The sequence below is a fragment of the Streptomyces sp. NPDC088794 genome, assembly GCF_044750545.1.
In the GTDB taxonomy this organism is placed as follows: domain Bacteria; phylum Actinomycetota; class Actinomycetes; order Streptomycetales; family Streptomycetaceae; genus Streptomyces.
On the sequence record NZ_JBIVKB010000009.1, the window covers coordinates 57,225 to 76,894 of the forward strand.

Here is a 19,670-nt window from a genome sequence, read left to right on the forward strand (position 1 = left end):
ACAATGACGATAACATCGTTAACATGTCCAAGGGTTCCAAAGATTCAGACTCCCCCGCCGTGCGGACCGGCCCCCCGCCGCCCGCGACCCGCGCCCAGGCGCTGGTGACCGCCGCTCTGGAGATCGTCGACTCCGGTGGGCTGGAAGCACTCACCATGAGGCGCCTCGCGGACGCGAGCAAGCTGCAACTGCCCGCCATCTACCGGGTCTTCAGCAACAAGCAGACGCTCCTTGACGAGATGGCGGAGGCGATCCTCGCCGGAGCCCTGGTGGACAGCGGCGCGGGTGACTGGGAGGCCGAAGTCACCCTGCTCGCCCGGCAGTTGAGGCAGGCCCTGCTGGCCCAGCGGGAGGGGGCGAGGATCGTCGGCGGCAGCTACGCGGCGCAGCGCCACAGCCTGGCGTTCGCGGATCGGCTCGTCGGCGTCATGCAACAGGCGGGCTTCGCCGGGGTCTCGGCGCTCTGGGCAACGTCCACGGTCGTCTGCTACGTGCTGGGCGAGACCCTGGAGGAGCAGGGCCGGACCGAAGGCGCCGTCGAGAAGCTCGACTTCGCCGGTGCGCGCCAGACCTACCCTCGACTGTTCGCCACGCCCGTCGAGGAGTTCGTCAACTTCGACGGCCGCTTCGAGTTCGGACTCGGCCTGATCCTCGGCGGCCTCCGCGAGCGCCTGCGGGCCACCGACACGACCGAGCGGGACCAGTAGCCGACGGGTCCGATGTGCCGGTGGGGGGTTCAGTGGCCGACCGGCCCGATATGCCGCCGAGCGGGATCGGCAGAGGGCCAGTCCAACGCGCCGCCGAACGGAGTCACCAGACGACCGGCCCGATGCTCCGCCGAGCAGGACCAGAAGACGACCGGCCAGATGCCCGGCCGAGCGGAATCAGCAGACGACCGGCCCGATGCACCGCCGAGCGGAATCAGTCGACGACCGGCCCGATATGCCGCAGAGCGAGATCGGCAGACGACAAGTCCGATGCATCGCCGAGCGGGATCAGTGGACGGCCAGTCCGATGCGCCTCCGCCGGTCACCGACCCGCCTCGACCCGACCCGACCCGACCCAGCCCGGCCCGGCCCGGTCCGGCCGGGAGCCTGCTCCCCTCCGGCCAGAAGCCCGCTCCCCCACCAACCGCGAGTGCCGTGCCCCACCAGCCGGTCCTCGGGCCGGTCCTCGGGGCACGGCACTCATCTCGGTCAGTAGCGACCGCCCACCACGTGGGCCGACAGGCCGTCCAGCGTGGCGATCTCGTCGGCCGTCAGCTCGATGTCCGCGGCGGCCACGTTCTGCTCCAGCCACTTCACGCGCTTGGTGCCCGGGATCGGGACGACCGGGACGCCGAAGTGCTCGCTGCGCGAGGACACCCAGGCCAGGGCCAGCTGCGCCGCGGTGACGCCCTTCTGTTCGGCCAGCGAGCGGACTCCGTCCGCGACGACCTCGTTCTCCGTGGTCTGGAAGCGGGGCAGCCGCCTGCGGGCGTCACCCGCGGGCAGAGCCGAGACGTCCACCGTGCCGGTCAGGAAGCCGCGGCCGAGCGGCGAGTACGCCACCAGACCCACGCCCAGCTCGCGCAGACCCTCCCCCACCGTCTCCTCGATGTCACGGGACCAGATCGAGTACTCGCTCTGCACCGCAGTGATCGGGTGCACGGCGTACGCCCGCCGCAGCTGCTCGGTGCTGACCTCGGAGAGGCCGATGTGCCGGATCTTCCCCTCCTTGACCAGCTCCGCCATGGCGCCGACCGACTCCTCGATCTCGGTGTTCGGCGAGACCCGGTGCAGGTAGAAGAGGTCGATGTGGTCGACGCCGAGCCGCATCAGGGAGGCGTCGCAGGCGCGCTTGATGTAGCCGGGCTCGCCGCGGAAGACCCAGGTGTCGCTGCCCGTGCGGTCGATGCCGGTCTTGGTCGCCAGCTGGACCTCGTCACGGCGGCCGGCGATGGCACGGCCCACGAGCACCTCATTGTGCCCGAAGGCGTAGGCGTCGGCGGTGTCGATGAGAGTGACGCCCAGGTCGAGGGCACGGTGGACGGTGGCGATCGCGTCGTCCCAGCTGGTCGGGCCGTACCCCTCGCTCATCCCCATGCAGCCGAGGCCCTGGGAGGAGGTGGTGAGGTCGCCGAGTGAAATCGTGTTCACGGGAAGTCTCCGTTCGGTTGTATCGTGAGGGAGATACCGGAGGACCCTCCGGTAGTAACAACGTTAACGGAGGAACCTCCGGTAAGCAAGCAGGGTCGCCCTTGCCGTCCGCCGGGCGGCGCCACCGATCCCGGGGAGCACACATGCAGGAACGTCAGGGGCCGCCGCAGCCGGTCCGCGCCCACGCCGTACGCAACCGCGAGAAGCTGCTGGCAGCGGCCATCGAGGAGTTCAACCACGCGGGCAAGGACGCCTCGCTGGGCAGCATCGCCAAGGCCGCCGGAGTGGGCATCGCCACGCTGTACCGGCACTTCCCCAACCGGGAGTCCCTGGTCCTGGCCACCTACGACTACGAGGTGGAGCAACTGTGCTCGGCCGCGGACCGACTCCTCGAAACCCTGCCCCCGGACCGGGCGTTGCAGGAGTGGATGAGACATCTGGCGAGCCTGCTGGTCACCAAGCAGCACATGTCCGAGGCGCTGCGGACCATCGGCGTCGGCGAGACCTGGGCGTCCGAGTCCTACGCCCGGATCTCCGACACCATCGGCACCCTGCTCGCCGCGGGCGTCGACGCCGGGACGATCCGCTCCGACCTGAGGACGGCCGACGTGGTGCTGGCGATGAGCGGACTGCTGCGACTGGACGCGTCCGGGGACTGGCGGGCCCAAGGGGACCGGCTGATCGGGCTGCTGATGGACGGTCTACGAGTCGGCGCGAAGTCGTCCTGAGCCGCCGACCTCACTCTCGAACCCTCCCGACCTGGCCACCCCCTAGACCCTGACCTGGCCTCTTTGCCGACCTTTTAGATCTTTGCCCTTTCTTTGAACATCGCGACCACCCCACCCGTACCTCCTGGCACCCGTCGGTCTCATCCGGGAGGCACCCTTGCCGCGCATCAACGGCACAGCCATCTTCATCACGTCCCTCGTCGCCACCCTCGGCGCGGTCGCGTTCCCCATGTGGCAGTACGCCGACCGCATGGGCACCGGACAGGCGAACGTGGCGGCGAGCACCGTGAACACCCAGTGGGGTCCGCTGACGGCGGCCGACCGTGACCTGATCGTGCGGGTGCGGCTGGCCGGGCTGTGGGAGCTGCCGGCCGGGCAGCAGGCGATCGAGCGGGCGCCCAGCCAGGCGATCAAGGAAGCGGGCGACCATCTCATCGTCGGCCACACCGACCTGGACAAACGGGTGCGGATCGTGGCGGCCCAGCTCGGGGTGGCGCTGCCGAACGTGCCCAACGAGCAGCAGCAGGGATGGCTCCAGGAGATGAGCGCGGCGCAGGGCGCGGAGTACGAGTACAAGTTCGTGAACCTGCTGCGGTCCGCGCACGGCAAGATCTTCCCGGCCATCGGCACCATCCGGAACACCACCCGCAACACCCTGGTGCGCCAGCTCGCCTCGGACGCCAACCAGACCGTCCTCGACCACATCACGATCCTGGAGAAGACCGGCAAGGTCGATTTCGACGCCATCGCCAACGAGGCGGTGGCCGGCACCACCGCCAGCCCGACCGGCCCGCCGGCGCCCGTCCCCGGTCAGGTGGCGCCCTCGGCCCCGGCCGCCGGGGCCAGCGGCGACATCGACACGACGTCCCGCCCGTCGCCGGGCGCACCCGGCACCGTCAACACCGGCCGCCCGGACCCGGTGGACTCGGCGGGCGTCCTCCAGTGATCCCGTAGATCTTCCCGCAGTGATCCCGGGGGCCCGGATGGCGTCGCGCCCCCGTGGTCCCGGAGGGCGTCCGAACCTCAAATGTTGCTCTGAAGGTGAGCGGGCGGCGGTTCGGCCACGACGGCCGGGGCCATACCCCCTCCACGTCGACGGGGACGGCACGGACACGCGGAGGAAGCCGAGGAGGGGACGGGCGATGGAGCGAGTGACGAGGCTGGGGACGGGCATCGGGTGGCGGCCGGAGATCGCGGACGTCGTGGAGCGGATGCCGGGGATCGACTGGGTCGAGGCCGTGGCCGAGAACGTGTGTCCCGGACACCTCCCCGAGTCGCTGCGGCGGCTGCGCGAGCGCGGGGTGACCGTGATCCCGCACGGGGTCTCCCTCGGTCTCGGCGGTGCCGACCGGCCCGACGCCGGCCGCCTCGCCGCGCTCGCCGAACGGGTCGAGGCACTGGGATCGCCGCTGGTCACCGAGCACATCGCGTTCGTCCGGGCGGGCGGTCCGCTGACCGCGACCCCCGCGCTGGAGGCCGGACACCTGCTGCCCGTCCCGCGTACCCGCGACGCCCTCGACGTCCTGTGCGAGAACATCCGTATCGCCCAGGACGCGCTGCCGGTGCCGCTCGCCGTGGAGAACATCGCCGCGCTGATCGCCTGGCCCGGCGAGGAGATGACCGAGGGGCAGTTCCTGTACGAGCTGGCCGACCGGACCGGCGTACGGCTCCTGATCGACGTGGCCAACCTGCACACCAACCACGTCAACCGCGCCGAGGACCCGGCCAAGGCGCTCGCCGAGCTTCCCCTGGAGGCCATCGCCTACGTCCATGTCGCGGGCGGCTTCGAGCGGGACGGTGTCTGGCACGACAGCCACGCCCACCCCGTCCCGCGCCCGGTCCTCGACATCCTGACCGACCTCGCCTCCCGGGTCTCACCGCCGGGAGTCCTGCTGGAGCGGGACGAGAACTTCCCCGAACCGGCGGAGCTGGAAAGGGAGTTGTCGTCGATCAAGGAGGCGCTGCACCGCGGGTTCCGGGAGGCCGTGGCACGCGAGATCCGGGAAGCGGCGGTGAGCGCACGCGGCGGCGAGGGGGCCGCCGAGCCGGTCCCCGCCAGCCGGGAGGCTGACGGGGTTGCGCGCGTCGGACAGGAGGCCGTCGGTACGGAGCGCGGAAACCGGGAAGAGCGCGCCGCGCAAGCACCGGCCGTCGCCGTGGCCGACCCCGCCCCGGCAGCGCATCTCCCGACCGACCCCGCAGCACACGTCCCAGCCACCCCCGCCGACCCGGCCGACCCCACCCCGACGGACCCCGCCACCCAGGTCACCCCCGCCGCCCGCCAGCGCCTCGCCCTGGCGCAGGCCGCCCTGCTCTCCGCGCTCGTCGCCGGTACGCCCGTGCCCGAGGGCTTCGACCGGGTCCGGCTGGCTGTGCAGGCGCGGGCCCTGGACGGGAAGCGGGCCGATGTGGTGGCGAAGGTCGCACCCGAACTGCCGGAGATCCTCGGCGCGGACTATCGCGGCCACTTCCTCGCGTACGCCCACGGGCACCCGATGACCGGCGGCTACCGGCGGGACGCCCTGGACTTCGCCGAGCATCTGCTGCTCGGCGGGCTGGTCGAGGAGGCCGGAGCGCGACAGGAGGTGCGGGAGTGGTGGCTGGAGCGGTCGGGTCCGGTGCCGCGCTCGCGGCGACCCGGGGTCCGGCTGGCCAGGGCGACACGGCGGGTGCTGCTGCGCCGCTGAGCGGGGGCCGCAGGGGACGGGCCACGCGGCATCGGAGTGCAGACCGGGCGGTAACATTGCAACTTCCGCACACATCCGCACCCTGAGCACACAACCGTGCGGTGCCGCACCGGGAGGGGCCATGCGACCGCGACCCCCTGTCAGAGGACGGGGCATCTTCAGTGGCACCGGGCTCATCATCATGGGCCTGACCGCGACACTCCTGGCGTTGATCTTTCCGATCTGGTCGTACGCCGACCGGTCGGGGGTCGGCACGGACGCGAACGTCCTCAACGCCCAGACGGTGTCGACCAGTTACGGTCCGCTGTCCGCGCTCGACCGCGAGTTCATCACCAAGGTGCGGCTGGCCGGCCTGTGGGAGCTGCCCGCCGGGCAGGAGGCGGAGCAGAAGGGCACGACCCAGGCCGTACGGACGGCAGGGCAGCACCTCGTCGAGGGGCACACCTTCTTGGACCAGCGGGTGCGCGACGTCGCCGCGAAGCTCGGTCTCGCGCTGCCCAACGAGCCCAACGACCAGCAGAAGCAGTGGCTCGCGACACTCGGCGCGGCCCAGGGCGTCGACTACGACAGCAAGTTCGCCAACATCCTGCGGGTGGCACACGGCAAGGTGTTCTCGGTCGTCGCCCAGGTCCGCGCGAGTACCCAGAACTCACTGGTGCGCACGCTCGCCGACGACGCGAACACGACCGTGCTCGACCACATCGAGGTGCTGGAAGCCACCGGGTACGTCGACTGGGGCTCCCTGGCCCGGGACCTGGCCGCCACGCCTCCTCCCTCGCTCGTCGGCACGCCCCCGGTGACCCTCGATCCGGCGCCGGCGTCCCCGACCTTCCGGCCGCAGCCGTCGTCCTCGTACACGCTCCCGCCGCCCGCCTCCAGCCCACCGCCCGCGCAGCCGTAGCCGTAGCCGATCCACCGACCGTTTCGCGCCAATCGGAACGTCACATACCGACAACACTCCGTCCGGATTGTGAACAGGGCATGGCGCTTCCCGGGCCCCTGGCATAGAAACGCGGCATGTTCTGGGTCCTGCTCCTGCTGCTGGCCTGGGCCGTCGCCGGCTCGGCCTGTACCCGGCTGTGTCTCGCCGCCGTACGCGTGGCGGCCGTGGACGCGGATGCCGACACGGACGTCCGGGGGCGCGGTCTGACGCTCTACGAGGCGGCCTTCCTGTCCGGCGGCCCCGGGCGGGTCGCCGATCTGACCATGGTCTCGATGGCCCGGCAGCAGCGGCTGCTGCTGGCCCGCACCGGCTGGGCGACGGTCGTCGACCCGCGCGGGCGCGACGAGATGGAGCGCTCGGTGATAGGGGCCATCGGGCCGGAGGGGCAGAGCCGGATCGCCCCGGTGCGCGCCGCGACGGCCTCGGCGGACGCCGTGGGCAGCCTCGGTGACCGGCTGGTCAGCGCGGGCCTCGCGGTGCCCGCCGACGGCCGCGGGGGCATCGCGGCGGGCATCCGCCAGGTGCAGTTCGCGGCGCTCGTCGTGTTCGGCCTCGGCGCGGCGGCGCTGCTGCTGCCCGCCCCGCCGGACATGCCGCGCGGCCTGGTCGCCCTCTGGTTCGCGCTGCCGCTGGCGCTGACCCTGAGCTGCCTGGCGATCGCCCGCGTCGAGGTCCACCCGTACTCCCGCTGGGCCTCCCCGGCCGGACAGCGCCTCCTTGGCGCCTTGACCCGGCGCTCCGCCGGCGGCGACGACCGTACGTACCTCACCTCCGTCGCCGTCCGAGGGGTCCGCGCGATCGGCGAACCGGACCTGCGCGAGGCCTTCGAGCACCGCGACCAGTCGTGGCGCGAACCACACGCCGGGGGCGCATAGGGGGCATTGAGCCCGACACCCGCGGGCGGTGCTTGCCTTGGCCCGAACTCGTACGAAACATCCCTTCTGTCGCCGCCGTGCACCGAAGGGATACGCCATGAGAGCAGCCGCCTTCTACTCGGCCGCCGGATCCTTGCTGCTGACCACCCTCGCCACCGCCCCCGCCACCGGTCTGCCCGATCGGCCGGGCGCGGTCGAACTGCGGGGCACCGCCGTGGCGGCCGCGCGCGCCGCGGCCGCCGGCGTGGACTTCGGGAAGTGCTCAGACGCGCAGGACATGCCCGGCAGCATGCAGTGCGGCACGGTCTCCGTCCCGCTCGACTACGCGCGCCCCGGCGGCAAGCAGATCCGACTGACCGTCAGCCGGGTGCGGGCCACCCACAAGGACCCGCGCAACAGCAAGCGCCGGGTGCCGCGCCAGGGCGCGCTGGTCTACAACCCGGGCGGCCCCGGCGGCGACGGGTTCTACTTCCCGCTCATCGGCCTGCTGCCGGAGTGGAAGCGCATCGGCTCCGCGTACGACCTGGTCGGCTACTCCCCGCGCGGGGTCGGCCGTTCCGCGCCGGTGTCCTGCCAGGACCCCAAGCACTTCGGCAAGGCACCCTCGCAGTCGCCGACGCACCCCTCGGAGTCGTACAAGCAGGAACGCATCGCGCAGGCGAAGGCCTACGCGCGCGGGTGCGCCAAGCGGACAGGGAGCGCGCTCCGGTACTACACCTCCCTCAACAACGCCCGTGACCTGGACGTCCTGCGCGCGGCGCTGGGCGAGGACCGGCTGACGTTCATGGGGGCGTCGTACGGCACGTACTTCGGGGCGCTGTACGCGACGCTGTTCCCCTCGCACGTGCGGCGGATGGTCTTCGACTCGGCGGTGAACCCGGACCCGGAGCAGATCTGGTACCGCAACAACCTCGACCAGTCGGCCGCGTTCGAGGGCCGCTGGGCGGACTTCCGCGAGTGGATGGCCGGGCACGACAAGGTGTACGCGCTCGGGGCCACGGCCGAGGCGGTGCAGGGCAGTTACGACAAGGCGGCCGCGCAGCTCGCGGCGGAGCCGGCCGGCGGCAAGGTGGGGCCGGCCCAGTTGCAGGGCGCGTTCCTGACGGCCGGGTACTACGACGACTACTGGCCGCACCGCGCGCAGGCGCTGTCGGCGTATCTGAAGGGCGACCCGAAGCCGCTGATCCAGCAGGCCGGACCGCACCCGGAGGCGGCGGCCGAGTCGGAGAACTCCAACGCCGTGTACACGGCCGTCGAGTGCAACGACGCGTCCTGGCCGACGGACTTCAAGGTCTGGGACCGGGACAACACGCGCCTCGCGCGCGTGGCGCCCTTCGAGACCTGGGACAACGTGTGGATGAACCTGCCCTGTGCGTACTGGCCCGCGCCGCGTCAGCAGGTGGTCGATGTGCGGACCGCGCCGGGTGAGCTGCCGTCGACGTTGATCCTGGCGGCGGAGCGGGACGCGGCGACGCCGTACGACGGTGCGCTGGAGCTGCACCGGCGGCTGTCCGGGTCGGTGCTGGTGACCGAGCGGGACGCGGGCACGCACGGCATCGCGGGCGGCCCGAACCGCTGCGTCAACGGCTACCTGGACGCCTATCTGCTGGAGGGCCGCCTCCCCGTGCGGCACGCCGCCTGCGCCCCGCACAAGGCGCCCCGGCCGATCGCGGCGGACGACCGCGCCCGGGACGAGTCCAAGGAGAAGTCGGCCGCCCACCCCACCCGTTGATCAGGCCAGGCCGGCGATGAGCTCGCCGATCTCCTTGCGGCGGCCCGTGTAGAACGGGACCTCCTCGCGGACGTGCAGGCGGGCCTCGGAGGCGCGCAGGTGGCGCATGAGGTCGACGATGCGGTACAGCTCGTCGGCCTCGAAGGCCAGGAGCCACTCGTAGTCGCCGAGCGAGAACGAGGCCACCGTGTTGGCGCGCACGTCCGGGTAGCCGCGGGCCATCTTGCCGTGGTCGGCGAGCATGCGGCGGCGGTCCTCGTCGGGCAGCAGGTACCAGTCGTAGGAGCGTACGAACGGGTACACGCTGATGTAGTTGCGCGGCGTCTCGTCGGCCAGGAAGGCCGGGATGTGCGAGCGGTTGAACTCGGCGGGGCGGTGCAGCGCCATGTTCGACCAGACCGGTTCAAGGGCGCGGCCCAGCTTGGTGCGGCGGAAGAGGTTGTACGCCTCCTGGAGCTGGTCGGCGGTCTCGGCGTGCCACCAGATCATGAGGTCGGCGTCGGCACGCAGGCCCGACACGTCGTACGTGCCGCGGACCGTCACGTCCTTGGCGGCGAGCTGGTCGAACAGCTCCTGGACCTCGTCGGCGTAACCGGCGCGGTCGTCGGGGAGCACGTCCTTCAGCTTGAAGACCGACCACAGTGTGTAGCGGATGACCTCGTTGAGGTCCTTGGCCAGCTTGCCCTTGTTCGGGATGCGGCCGGGCTCGGTGGTGGGGGCGTCGTCACTCATGCGGCTATTCTCCCGCTCCGCCGTGCAGGCTCTGCACCGGGTTGGCGGTGAGCTCCCGCACCGCGCTCAGGTCGCCGCCCAGCTGGTCCACGGCGGCGTACGCGCTCGCGACGCAGGCCGGGATGCCGACGCCGTCGTACTGCGCGCCGCAGACCGCGAGGCCGGGGAGCTTGGCGACGTGCTCGCGGATGCGTGCCACGCGCGTGTGGTGGCCGACGGGGTACTGGGGCAGGCCGTCGGTCCAGCGGGTGACGCGGGTCTCCAGGGGCGTGGCGGTGAGGCCGGTGGCCTCGCGCAGGTCGTGCCGCGAGACGTCGACCAGACCGGCGTCGTCCCGCTCCAGGACCGCCGTCTCGCCGTACCGCCCGACGGACGTGCGCAGCACGACCACGTCCGGGTTCTCGTCGGCGATCCAGCCCCACTTCTGGGAGGCGAACGTCGACGCCTTGATGGTGCGCCCGTCGACCGGCGGCACCAGGAAACCGCTGCCTTCGGGGAGGGCGGTGTCGGTACGGCGGTAGGCGAGGGTGACCAGGGCCATGGAGGCGTACTCCACGGCCGCGAGTTCCCCGGCGGCCTCCGGTGCCTCGGCGCGCAGGAGTTGGGCGGCGACCGGGGCCGGGGCGGCCACGACCACCGCGTCCGCGTCCCACACGCGGTCCCCGGCCACGACCCGCCAGGTCGCGTGCGGCGGAGCCACTTCGTCACCGTGGCCGACGGCCGGTGAGTCGTCCGCGAGGCCGGCACGGCCGCGGGCCGGTGAACCGTCCGCGTCAGCACTGTGGCCGAGGGCCGATGAGCCGCCCTCCGCGCCCGCGCCCCCCGCGTCGATCCTGCGCAGCTCCCGCACCGGCGTCCCGGTCAGGATCTCGCCCCCGCGCGCCCGCACCGACTCCGCGACGGCGAGCGGCAGTTGGCCCACTCCGCCCTCGATGCCCATGAAGACCGGGCCCGTCTGCCGGGCCGCCGCGGCCCTGGCCTGGATCCCGCGGACGGCCTCCGTGAGCGAGTCGTGCGTCAGCGCGGCCTGGTAGAGCTGCGGGACCGCCGAGCGCATCGAGATGCGGTACGCGTCGCCCGCGTACACCCCGCCGAGCAGGGGCTCCACGAGGCGGTCGACGACCTCGCGGCCCAGCCGCTCCGCCACGTACTCCCCCACCGCCACGTCGTCCCCGACCTCCGTGCGCGGCAGGTCCGCGTCGCGCTCGATGCGCGCGAGGCCCTCGTCGGACAGCACTCCGGAGAGGGCGGCGGCGGTGCCGGGGACGCCCATGACGTGGCCCTTGGGCATGGGGCGCAGAGCGCCGCGGGTCCAGATCGAGGCGGTCGCGGTGGCCGGTGCCCGGAGCCGGTCCGTCAGCCCGACCTCGCGTGCGAGGGCGACGGCCTCCGGTCTGCGGGCCAGCATGGACTCGGCGCCGAAGTCGACGCGGGCGCCCGCGATCTCGCCCGGCAGCAGCTTGCCGCCGACCCGGTCCGACGCCTCCAGCACGGTCACCGTCGCGCCGCGCTCCAGCAGCCGGTGGGCCGCGGCGAGACCCGCGATGCCGGCTCCGATGACGACGACGTGCCCCGCACGCCTACCCGTTGCGCTCATGCCCTCCACTCTCGCAGACCCCACTGACACTCCCGCCGGGGCCCGGTGTCCGGCACGAGTCCCGACCGTGACCTCATCGGAACCGATCCACCCCAACGTCCTGGCCCCTCCCGGCGTCGAAGGAGCATCAGTCGGTCATGACACTCGGGGGTACGCCTCATGCGCACACGACATTCCGTACGGCCGGTCCACGCCCTGACCGGGATCCTGCTCGCCGCGACGCTCGCGCTGGCCGGTTGCGGCGGCTCGGACAGCGGCGACACCACCGCCAGTGACGCCGGAGGCGACGCGAAGAGCGTCCCGCAGGCGGCCGAGGCGGCTCCTGGCGGCGAGCAGGACAGCGCGGGCGACAAGAACGCGAGCGGCAGCAAGGCATCGGCCGCGCCCGACCTCTCCGCGAGCCACATCATCCGTACCGCCTCGCTGACCGTGCAGGTCAAGGACGTACCGAAGGCGCTCGACGAGGCCCGCACCACCACCGAGAACGCGGGCGGCTATGTCGGCAGCGAGACCACGAACAGGGGCGAGGAGGGCCGGGAGCACACGCGCGTGACCCTGCGGGTGCCGGTCGAGAAGTACGACGAGGTCCTCGCCGACCTCCAGGGCGCGGGCAAGCTCCTGGAGCGCACCGCGAAGGCCCAGGACGTCACCGACCAGGTCGTCGACGTGGAGAGCCGCATCAAGTCGCAGCGCGTCAGCGTGGCCCGGGTGAGGGAGCTGATGGACCAGGCCACGAAGCTGAGCGATGTGGTGCAGCTGGAGGGCGAGTTGAGCACCCGGGAGGCGGACCTGGAGGCGCTGCTGGCCCAGCAGTCGTCCCTGAAGGACCGCACGAGCCTGGCCACCATCACGCTCTCGCTGACCGAGACGCCCGTGAAGGCGGTCGCGAAGGACGACGACACCGGGTTCATGGACGCGCTGGCCGGCGGCTGGGACGCGTTCGTGACGATGCTGCGCTGGCTGGCGGTGGCGTTCGGCGCGGTGCTGCCGTTCCTCGCGGTGGCGGCCCTGCTCGTGCTCGCGTGGCTGCGGCTGATCCGGCCCCGACTGCCGCGCCGCCCGGCCACCGCGCCCCTGACGACCGCGCTGGGCCCGCTGCCGGCGGCCCCGCCCGTCCCTGACACCACCGCTCCCAGGAAGGGCGACGAACAGGACTGAAGTGCCGTCTGCCCGTAGCGTGTTCACATGGACACGAGCCCTGCGCGCGAACGACTGGTAGTGATCGGCGGCGACGCCGCGGGAATGTCCGCGGCGTCGCAGGCCCGCCGCCTGAAGGGTCCGGACGAGCTGGAGATCGTCGCGTTCGAACGCGGCCACTTCACCTCCTACTCGGCGTGCGGCATCCCGTACTGGGTGGGCGGCGACGTCGCGGCTCCCGAGGAGCTGATCGCCCGTACGCCCGAGGAGCACCGCGCGCGGGGCATCGATCTGCGCATGCGCACCGAGGTCACGGAGATCGACGTGGCCGGCGGACGCGTACGCGCACGGGACGTCGATTCCGGCGCCGAGTCCTGGACGTCGTACGACAAACTCGTGATCGCGACCGGCGCGCGCCCGGTCCGCCCCGACATGCCGGGCGCCGACGCGCCGGGGGTGCACGGGGTCCAGACGCTCGACGACGGCCAGGCCCTCCTCGACTCGCTGGCACGCACGCGTGGGCGACGCGCGGTGGTCGTCGGCGCCGGTTACATCGGTGTGGAGATGGCCGAGGCGCTCATCAACCGCGGCTACGAGGTGACGGTCGTCAACCGCGGCAGCGAGCCGATGTCGACGCTCGACCCGGACATGGGCCGCCTGGTTCACGAGGCCATGGAGGACCTCGGCATCACCATGGTCAACAACACCCAGGTCACCAAGGTCCTCACCGGCGAGGACGGCCGGGTCCGCGCGGTGGCCACACAGGACGCCGAGTACCCGGCGGACGTGGTCGTCCTCGGCATCGGCGTACGCCCGGAAACCACCCTCGCCGCAGCGGCCGGGCTCCCCCTCGGCGCCCACCAGGGCCTGCTCACCGACCTCGCGATGCGGGTCCGCGGACACGAGAACATCTGGGCCGGCGGCGACTGCGTAGAGGTTCTCGACCTGGTCTCCGGCCAGGAGCGCCACATCGCCCTCGGCACCCACGCCAACAAGCACGGCCAGGTCATCGGCACCAACATCGGCGGCGGCTACGCCACGTTCCCCGGTGTCGTGGGCACGGCCGTCTCCAAGGTCTGCGACCTGGAGATCGCCCGCACCGGCCTTCGCGAAAAGGACGCCCACCGCGCGGGCCTCCAATACGAGACAGTCACCATCGAATCCACCAGCCGGGCCGGCTACTACCCCGACGCCTCACTGATGACAGTGAAAATGCTCGCCGAACGCCGAACAGGCCGCCTCCTGGGCGTCCAGATCGTAGGCAGAGAGGGCGCGGGCAAGCGGGTGGACATCGCAGCGGTAGCCCTCACGGCCTGCATGACGGTAGAACAGATGACGGCTCTCGACCTCGGCTACGCACCCCCGTTCAGCCCAGTCTGGGACCCGATACTAGTAGCGGCCCGCAAAGCGACAAGGGCCGTACAGCAGTCAACCTAGGGGGCGCGGGGAACTGCGCGACCAGCCCACAACCACCGTCACCCGGCAATCCACAAGCACCCCCACGGCGATGTCCCTCAGGCAGTCCCGTTGATCCGCTCAATAGCCTGACGCGCCTGATCCACCGGAGGCCTCGGCGGCAACGAGGACACCGACGCCGCCGCCGGCATGGCAACCGGCTGCTCCCCGGAGGGCTTCGCGTGCGTGGCCGCAGGCCGAGTGGACCGCAACCGGTTGCTCACCGCCTCGTCGAGCGTGACCGGCCGCTGCATCTGCGCAGCAAGCCGCCCCGCTTCCTGGCCCAGCCGGGCCACGTCTTCCCAAGGGAGCCGGATGACCATGGAGATCTCTGCCTCGCCGTCCGGCGTGGCCTGCATCGGAGGAGTAACTCGGTCGTTCATCGCCTGTTCCTCACGTCGTCCCCGCGACCCGCCTTCCCCGTGCCGCGGGCAGTTGAGGACACATACGCACGCACGCGTGCCGGTGTTCACCGGTTCGCGGGGCCCATCCCGGGCACTTATCCCTTGTGGTCATCCCCGTCCATGACGTGAACCCGGTGCGCCGCACCCCCTGGGTGACGTACGCGCTGATCGCCGCGAACTTCCTGGTCTTCCTGTACACGCCCGGCCTCGCCGGCTCCGTGGCGGGTGACAGCAGCGTCTCGCAGCTGTGCCATCTTCAGGCGTTCCTGGACCACTACGCGGCCGTGCCACAGGAGTTGATCCACCATCAGCTGCCGAGGCTCGTCCCCACGGGCGAGGTCGGAGTGGGCGCCAACGGCGCCGGCTGTCTGGTGGCCCCGCCGGACTACGACAAGTCGCCCCCGCTGTCGGTGTTCACCGCGATGTTCCTGCACGGCGGCTGGCTGCACCTGCTGGGCAACATGCTGTTCCTGCTGATCTTCGGCAACAACGTCGAGGACCGCATGGGCCACGTCCGCTTCACGCTCTTCTACGTCGTCTGCGGCTACGCGGCGTCGTACGGCTTCGCGCTCCTCAACGCCGACTCCGGCGACCCGCTGATCGGCGCCTCGGGGGCCATCGCCGGTGTCCTGGGCGCGTATCTGGTGCTGTATCCGAAGGCCAGGGTGTGGGTCCTGGTGCCCTTCCTGATCTTCCTGCCGCTGCGGCTGCCGGCCTGGATGGTGCTGGGCTTCTGGTTCGTGCTCCAGGCGATCTACTCGTCCGGCGAGGGCGTCTCCACCGCGGGGACGGTGGCGTACGCGGCGCACGTGGTCGGGTTCCTCGTCGGCATGGTCCTCGCCTGGCCGCTCAAGGCGGGCACGCCCCCGCCGCCGGAACCGCGCGGCCTGCTGTTCGGCAGGCGGGCCCGGCCCCGGCAGAGTTGGTGACGCGTCCTCAGCGGGCGGTCTGCGTGTGGACGTACTCCACGAGCCGGGTCAGCGCGTCCGGATCGGTGGTCGGCATGACCCCGTGGCCGAGGTTGAAGACGTGGCCTTCCAGGTCGGCGGCCGAGTCCAGTACCTCGCGGGCCTTGGTCTCGACGGCCTGCGGTCCGGCGAACAGCACGGTCGGGTCGAGGTTGCCCTGGAGCGCCTTGCCGGGGCCGACGCGCCGGACGGCCTCGTCGAGCGGGACGCGCCAGTCGACGCCGACGACGTCCGCGCCGGCCTCGCCCATCAGCCCGAGGAGCTCGCCGGTGCCGACGCCGAAGTGGATGCGCGGGACGCCGTACCCGGCGACCGCGTCGAAGACCTTCGCGGAGGCGGGCAGCACCGAGCGGCGGTAGTCGGCGGGGGCGAGCGCTCCGGCCCAGGAGTCGAAGAGCTGGACGGCGCTCGCGCCGGCCTCGATCTGCACCTTGAGGAAGGCCGCCGTGATGTCCGCGAGCCGGTCGAGGAGGTCGGCCCACAGCTCGGGGTCGCCGTACATGATCGCCTTGGCGTTCTCGTACGTGCGAGACGGACCGCCCTCGACGAGGTAACTCGCGAGGGTGAAAGGCGCGCCGGCGAAACCGATGAGCGGGGTCGGGCCCAGCTCGCGCGTCAGCAGGCCGATCGCCTCGGTGACGTAGGAGACGTCCTCGGGCTCGAGCGCGCGCAGCTGCGCCAGGTCGGCGCGGGTGCGGATGGGGTGCGCGACGACCGGGCCGACGCCGGGCTTGATGTCGAGGTCGACACCGATGGCCTTGAGCGGGACGACGATGTCGCTGAAGTAGATCGCCGCGTCCACGTCGTGCCGGCGCACCGGCTGGAGGGTGATCTCGGTGACCAGGTCGGGGCGCATGCAGGAGTCCAGCATCGCGATGCCCTCGCGGACCTTGCGGTACTCGGGCAGGGAGCGCCCGGCCTGCCGCATGAACCACACGGGCGTGTGCGGCACGGGTTCACGCCTGCACGCCTTGAGGAAGGCGGAGTCGTACGTGGCTGTCGGCGGCTGCCCCGCGGGGGTCTCGTTGGCGCTCACGGGGCAAGTCTCGCACGGCCGCGCAGGGCGTTTTGCGCGGCCCGGTGGACCCAAGAGGGGGTGTCTAGTCCCGCACGAGCCCTCCGTTCCCCTTAACCTTCCCGCATGGCTGCGGCTCAAGGACGACTGTCGGACGGCGCTGACGGAATGGACGACACCAAGGAGGGTGACCGGGACGGTAGCGGTGGGGCTCCGCCGGCTTTCCAGGCAGCGGTCCAGGCCCTGCGGAACAGTCGGCTGCGGCCGCAGGTCGAGATCGAGCCGACGCGCGCGCCACAGCGGCTCGCTCCGTTCGCGTACGCGCTGGAGGCCGCGGTCGTCGACGGCGACCAGGACCTGGCCGACGGCCGGCTGGTGCTGCTGCACGACCCGGCCGGGCACGACGCCTGGCACGGGGCCTTCCGGCTGGTGACGCTGGTGCGCGCGGAGCTGGAGCCGGAGATGGCCGCCGATCCGCTGCTGCCGGAGGTGTGCTGGTCCTGGCTGACCGGTGCGCTCCAGGCGCGCGGACTGTCGTACGGCGAGCCGAGCGGCACGGTCACGCGCGCGAGCTCGCACTACTTCGGCGGCCTCTCCGAGCGGCCGGCCGCCTCGCAGATCGAGATCCGGGCCTCCTGGACGCCCCGTGAGGGCCTCGGCGGGGTTCCGGACACGGCCGCGCACCTGGCCTCCTGGTGCGATCTGCTGGCACAGGTGGCGGGTCTCCCGCCGGCCGGCCCGGGCGACGCGTCGGTGGTCACGCTGCCGCAGCGCCGGGGGCCGCAGCAGTCCCGCTGATCCGCAGGGGTCCGAGGTAGTTCCGATGGGTTCGACTCGTGGTGGCCGATTGACCGTCTCTTTGTCGATACGGCCACTTTCAGTCAGGAGTGAACCCTCGAACGAACCGATTCATTCACCGAATGATCGATCGCACGTCCGAATTGCACTAATTGTTACTCACTAGATCGTGATCATTCTCTAAAGGACTCCTCGTTCGGTGCCGAAGACGTCTGTGACCTTCAAAGCCGTCCCGCACCCCAGGAGGCCTGGTGTCCGTTCTCCTCGAGCAGCCCGCAAGCCTGGTCGCCTACCGCCCGAACAAGCCCACCGCCATGGTGGTCGTGGCCGACCCCCGCGTCCGTTCCACCGTCACCCGCCACCTGTGGGCGCTCGGTGTGCGCGACGTCATCGAGGCCTCGTCCGTCGCGGAGGCTCGTCCCCGCATCGGCAACCCCCGCGACATCTGCGTCGCCGACGTCCACCTGCCCGACGGCTCCGGCCTCACTCTGCTGTCCGAGACCCGTGCCGCGGGCTGGCCCAACGGCCTGGCCCTGTCCGCCGCCGACGACATCGGCGCCGTCCGCAACGCCCTCGCCGGAGGGGTCAAGGGCTACGTCGTCACCGGCACCCGCACCAACGTCGGGCTCCCCACCCGACCCGGAGCCGCCCCCATCGGCTCCGCCGCCGCCCGTATGCACCGCCGCCCCCCGGGTGCCCCGAGCCACCCGGGCGGCTACCGCGAGCTCTCCGGCCGTGAGGTCGAGGTGCTGAGACTGGTCGCGGAAGGCCAGTCGAACAAGGCGATCGGTGTCTCCATGGGCCTGTCCGCACTGACCGTCAAGAGCCACCTCGCCCGGATCGCCCGCAAGCTCGGCACGGGCGACCGTGCCGGAATGGTCGCGGTGGCCCTGCGCACCGGCATCATCCACTGACCCCCGTCCCCTCACATTCACGGACGTGAATCGGAGCTTTCACCGAGCTGACTGGTTTACGACCCTCAGGCGCCTGCCGACGGAACGTTCCGTCGGCAGGCGCTGTCCATACACAGATACCCTTGACATGTGACCGACGCCCAAGAGACCGCAGCAGACGTTTCACTGCGAACCACCGGAGGCGCTCCTCCGGACGACGGCGGATCTTCTGCTGCGGAGGCGCCGATCCCTCTGCTGGAGCCGCGCGACGGTATTCCGGCCGTGATCGCCGACCCGGACGCCCTCGCCCGGACGATCGCCGCCTTCGCCGCGGGCTCCGGTCCCGTCGCCGTCGACGCCGAGCGAGCGTCCGGCTACCGCTACGGACAGCGCGCGTATCTGGTCCAGCTGCGCCGTGAGGGCGCGGGGACCGCACTGATCGATCCCGTGGCCTGTCCCGACCTCTCCGGCCTCGGCCAGGCGCTCGACGGTGTCGAGTGGGTGCTGCACGCGGCCACCCAGGACCTGCCGTGTCTGCGCGAGATAGGCATGATGCCGACGCGACTGTTCGACACCGAGCTGGCCGGACGGCTCGCCGGGTTCCCGCGGGTCGGCCTCGGCGCGATGGTCGAGGGCGTCCTGGGCTTCGTACTCGAGAAGGGGCACTCCGCCGTCGACTGGTCGACCCGGCCGCTGCCCGAGCCGTGGCTGCGCTACGCGGCGCTGGACGTGGAGCTGCTGGTCGACCTGCGGGACGCGCTGGAGAAGGAACTGGACCGGCAGGGCAAGCTGGACTGGGCCCGGCAGGAGTTCGACGCGATCGCGTCCGCGCCGCCGGCCGAGCCACGCAAGGATCCCTGGCGGCGGACGTCCGGGATGCACAAGGTGCGGCGGCGTCGGCAGCTGGCCGTGGTGCGGGAGCTGTGGGAGACGCGGGACCGGGTCGCGCAGCGGCGGGACGTCTCGCCGGGGAAGGTGCTCGGGGACGCGGCGATCGTCGAGGCGGCGTTGGCGATACCGGTCAACGTGCATGCGCTCGCCGCGCTGAACGGGTTCGGGCATCGGATGGGGCGGCGGCAGCTGGAGCAGTGGCAGTCCGCGGTGGATCGTGCGAAGGCTTTGGCGGATGTGGAGTTGCCGGCGCCGGGGCAGCCGGTGACCGGGCCTCCGCCGCCGCGTGCCTGGGCGGACAAGGATCCGGCGGCCGCGGCCAGGTTGTCGGCGGCTCGGGCTGCTGTTTCCGCGTTGGCGGAGCAGTTGGGCATGCCTCAGGAGAACCTGATCACGCCTGACACCGTGCGGCGGGTTTGTTGGGAACCGCCGAAGGTTGTGGACGTGGAGTCCGTGGGTGGTGCGCTGGCGGGGTACGGGGCTCGGCCCTGGCAGGTTGAGCAGGTGGCGCCGGTTTTGGTGGCTGCGCTTTCTGCCTAATCGCCGTTGCGGGTTCTCTTGTGGGCGGCTGCGGGCAGTCGTGGGTTGCTCGCGCAGTTCCCCGCGCCCCTAAAGACATCTCACCTGAACGCCTCCTGCTTCCCCGCGAACGTCTAGATTGCGCCAAGATCCTCGGG

The 19,670-nt window shown here is 71.8% G+C and carries 18 protein-coding genes; 13 read left to right on the forward strand and 5 right to left on the reverse strand.

Annotated features, from left to right (window positions below; genetic code table 11):
• Positions 1–59: 59 nt before the first annotated feature.
• The gene (locus tag ACIP6U_RS24800) at positions 60–707 is read left to right on the forward strand and encodes a TetR/AcrR family transcriptional regulator C-terminal domain-containing protein (RefSeq protein ID WP_401721660.1); all 648 of its coding nucleotides are present in this window, start codon (positions 60–62) and stop codon (positions 705–707) included.
• Between the two features lie 489 nt (positions 708–1,196).
• Here ACIP6U_RS24800 and ACIP6U_RS24805 read toward each other — a convergent pair whose 3' ends face one another.
• Positions 1,197–2,084: an aldo/keto reductase gene (locus ACIP6U_RS24805; RefSeq protein WP_401722342.1), complete on the reverse strand. Its 888-nt coding sequence runs from the start codon at positions 2,082–2,084 to the stop codon at positions 1,197–1,199.
• 197 nt (positions 2,085–2,281) lie between these two features.
• On the opposite strand from ACIP6U_RS24805, the gene ACIP6U_RS24810 reads away from it, so the two are divergent.
• From ACIP6U_RS24810 to ACIP6U_RS24835, 6 genes are all read left to right on the forward strand, one after another.
• Positions 2,282–2,866, forward strand: a complete 585-nt coding sequence (locus ACIP6U_RS24810; protein ID WP_401721663.1) for a TetR/AcrR family transcriptional regulator — start codon at positions 2,282–2,284, stop codon at positions 2,864–2,866.
• 157 nt (positions 2,867–3,023) lie between these two features.
• A complete protein-coding gene (locus ACIP6U_RS24815; RefSeq protein ID WP_401721666.1) occupies positions 3,024–3,812 on the forward strand; it encodes a DUF4142 domain-containing protein in 789 nt (262 codons plus the stop codon).
• Between the two features lie 196 nt (positions 3,813–4,008).
• Positions 4,009–5,553, forward strand: coding sequence for a DUF692 domain-containing protein (locus ACIP6U_RS24820; protein ID WP_401721669.1), 1,545 nt, complete (start codon positions 4,009–4,011; stop codon positions 5,551–5,553).
• A gap of 121 nt (positions 5,554–5,674) precedes the next feature.
• A complete protein-coding gene (locus tag ACIP6U_RS24825; RefSeq protein WP_401721671.1) occupies positions 5,675–6,454 on the forward strand; it encodes a DUF4142 domain-containing protein in 780 nt (259 codons plus the stop codon).
• A gap of 116 nt (positions 6,455–6,570) precedes the next feature.
• Complete coding sequence (locus ACIP6U_RS24830; protein ID WP_401721674.1) at positions 6,571–7,371, forward strand: TIGR04222 domain-containing membrane protein; 801 nt, start codon at positions 6,571–6,573, stop codon at positions 7,369–7,371.
• Between the two features lie 97 nt (positions 7,372–7,468).
• Complete coding sequence (locus ACIP6U_RS24835) at positions 7,469–9,103, forward strand: alpha/beta hydrolase (protein ID WP_401721677.1); 1,635 nt, start codon at positions 7,469–7,471, stop codon at positions 9,101–9,103.
• Here ACIP6U_RS24835 and hemQ read toward each other — a convergent pair whose 3' ends face one another.
• Entirely contained in the window at positions 9,104–9,835 is a 732-nt protein-coding gene (gene hemQ / locus ACIP6U_RS24840) for a hydrogen peroxide-dependent heme synthase (protein ID WP_401721679.1), read from the reverse strand.
• A gap of 4 nt (positions 9,836–9,839) precedes the next feature.
• Entirely contained in the window at positions 9,840–11,432 is a 1,593-nt protein-coding gene (gene hemG, locus ACIP6U_RS24845) for a protoporphyrinogen oxidase (protein WP_401721681.1), read from the reverse strand.
• Between the two features lie 159 nt (positions 11,433–11,591).
• Here hemG and ACIP6U_RS24850 point away from each other — a divergent pair, with 159 nt between their 5' ends.
• Entirely contained in the window at positions 11,592–12,590 is a 999-nt protein-coding gene (locus ACIP6U_RS24850) for a DUF4349 domain-containing protein (RefSeq protein WP_401721684.1), read from the forward strand.
• Positions 12,591–12,617: 27 nt separating this feature from the next.
• The gene (locus ACIP6U_RS24855) at positions 12,618–14,006 is read left to right on the forward strand and encodes an FAD-dependent oxidoreductase (RefSeq protein ID WP_401721686.1); all 1,389 of its coding nucleotides are present in this window, start codon (positions 12,618–12,620) and stop codon (positions 14,004–14,006) included.
• A gap of 77 nt (positions 14,007–14,083) precedes the next feature.
• Here ACIP6U_RS24855 and ACIP6U_RS24860 read toward each other — a convergent pair whose 3' ends face one another.
• Positions 14,084–14,407, reverse strand: a complete 324-nt coding sequence (locus ACIP6U_RS24860; protein ID WP_401721689.1) for a hypothetical protein — start codon at positions 14,405–14,407, stop codon at positions 14,084–14,086.
• A 125-nt stretch (positions 14,408–14,532) separates the two neighbouring features.
• On the opposite strand from ACIP6U_RS24860, the gene ACIP6U_RS24865 reads away from it, so the two are divergent.
• Entirely contained in the window at positions 14,533–15,357 is an 825-nt protein-coding gene (locus ACIP6U_RS24865; protein WP_401721692.1) for a rhomboid family intramembrane serine protease, read from the forward strand.
• Positions 15,358–15,364: 7 nt separating this feature from the next.
• On the opposite strand, the gene hemE is transcribed toward ACIP6U_RS24865, so the two are convergent.
• Positions 15,365–16,432: a uroporphyrinogen decarboxylase gene (gene hemE / locus ACIP6U_RS24870; protein WP_401721694.1), complete on the reverse strand. Its 1,068-nt coding sequence runs from the start codon at positions 16,430–16,432 to the stop codon at positions 15,365–15,367.
• 105 nt (positions 16,433–16,537) lie between these two features.
• Here hemE and ACIP6U_RS24875 point away from each other — a divergent pair, with 105 nt between their 5' ends.
• The 3 genes from ACIP6U_RS24875 to ACIP6U_RS24885 all read left to right on the forward strand — a co-directional run bounded on the left by ACIP6U_RS24875 (position 16,538) and on the right by ACIP6U_RS24885 (position 19,533).
• Complete coding sequence (locus ACIP6U_RS24875; protein ID WP_123997094.1) at positions 16,538–17,209, forward strand: DUF3000 domain-containing protein; 672 nt, start codon at positions 16,538–16,540, stop codon at positions 17,207–17,209.
• A 251-nt stretch (positions 17,210–17,460) separates the two neighbouring features.
• Entirely contained in the window at positions 17,461–18,123 is a 663-nt protein-coding gene (locus tag ACIP6U_RS24880; RefSeq protein WP_019073943.1) for a response regulator transcription factor, read from the forward strand.
• 129 nt (positions 18,124–18,252) lie between these two features.
• The gene (locus ACIP6U_RS24885; RefSeq protein ID WP_401721697.1) at positions 18,253–19,533 is read left to right on the forward strand and encodes an HRDC domain-containing protein; all 1,281 of its coding nucleotides are present in this window, start codon (positions 18,253–18,255) and stop codon (positions 19,531–19,533) included.
• Positions 19,534–19,670 lie beyond the last annotated feature (137 nt).

What these genes read in the sequence shown, in the direction of transcription:
- ACIP6U_RS24805 (WP_401722342.1), bottom strand. Translation starts at nt 2,084, where the DNA reads ATGGGGATGAGCGAGGGGTACGGCCCGACCAGCTGGGACGACGCGATC.
- ACIP6U_RS24875 (WP_123997094.1), top strand. Translation starts at nt 16,538, where the DNA reads ATGGCTGCGGCTCAAGGACGACTGTCGGACGGCGCTGACGGAATGGAC.
- ACIP6U_RS24835 (WP_401721677.1), top strand. Translation starts at nt 7,469, where the DNA reads ATGAGAGCAGCCGCCTTCTACTCGGCCGCCGGATCCTTGCTGCTGACC.
- ACIP6U_RS24830 (WP_401721674.1), top strand. Translation starts at nt 6,571, where the DNA reads ATGTTCTGGGTCCTGCTCCTGCTGCTGGCCTGGGCCGTCGCCGGCTCG.
- ACIP6U_RS24825 (WP_401721671.1), top strand. Translation starts at nt 5,675, where the DNA reads ATGCGACCGCGACCCCCTGTCAGAGGACGGGGCATCTTCAGTGGCACC.
- ACIP6U_RS24860 (WP_401721689.1), bottom strand. Translation starts at nt 14,407, where the DNA reads ATGAACGACCGAGTTACTCCTCCGATGCAGGCCACGCCGGACGGCGAG.
- ACIP6U_RS24810 (WP_401721663.1), top strand. Translation starts at nt 2,282, where the DNA reads ATGCAGGAACGTCAGGGGCCGCCGCAGCCGGTCCGCGCCCACGCCGTA.
- hemQ (WP_401721679.1), bottom strand. Translation starts at nt 9,835, where the DNA reads ATGAGTGACGACGCCCCCACCACCGAGCCCGGCCGCATCCCGAACAAG.
- ACIP6U_RS24850 (WP_401721684.1), top strand. Translation starts at nt 11,592, where the DNA reads ATGCGCACACGACATTCCGTACGGCCGGTCCACGCCCTGACCGGGATC.
- ACIP6U_RS24855 (WP_401721686.1), top strand. Translation starts at nt 12,618, where the DNA reads ATGGACACGAGCCCTGCGCGCGAACGACTGGTAGTGATCGGCGGCGAC.
- hemG (WP_401721681.1), bottom strand. Translation starts at nt 11,432, where the DNA reads ATGAGCGCAACGGGTAGGCGTGCGGGGCACGTCGTCGTCATCGGAGCC.
- ACIP6U_RS24820 (WP_401721669.1), top strand. Translation starts at nt 4,009, where the DNA reads ATGGAGCGAGTGACGAGGCTGGGGACGGGCATCGGGTGGCGGCCGGAG.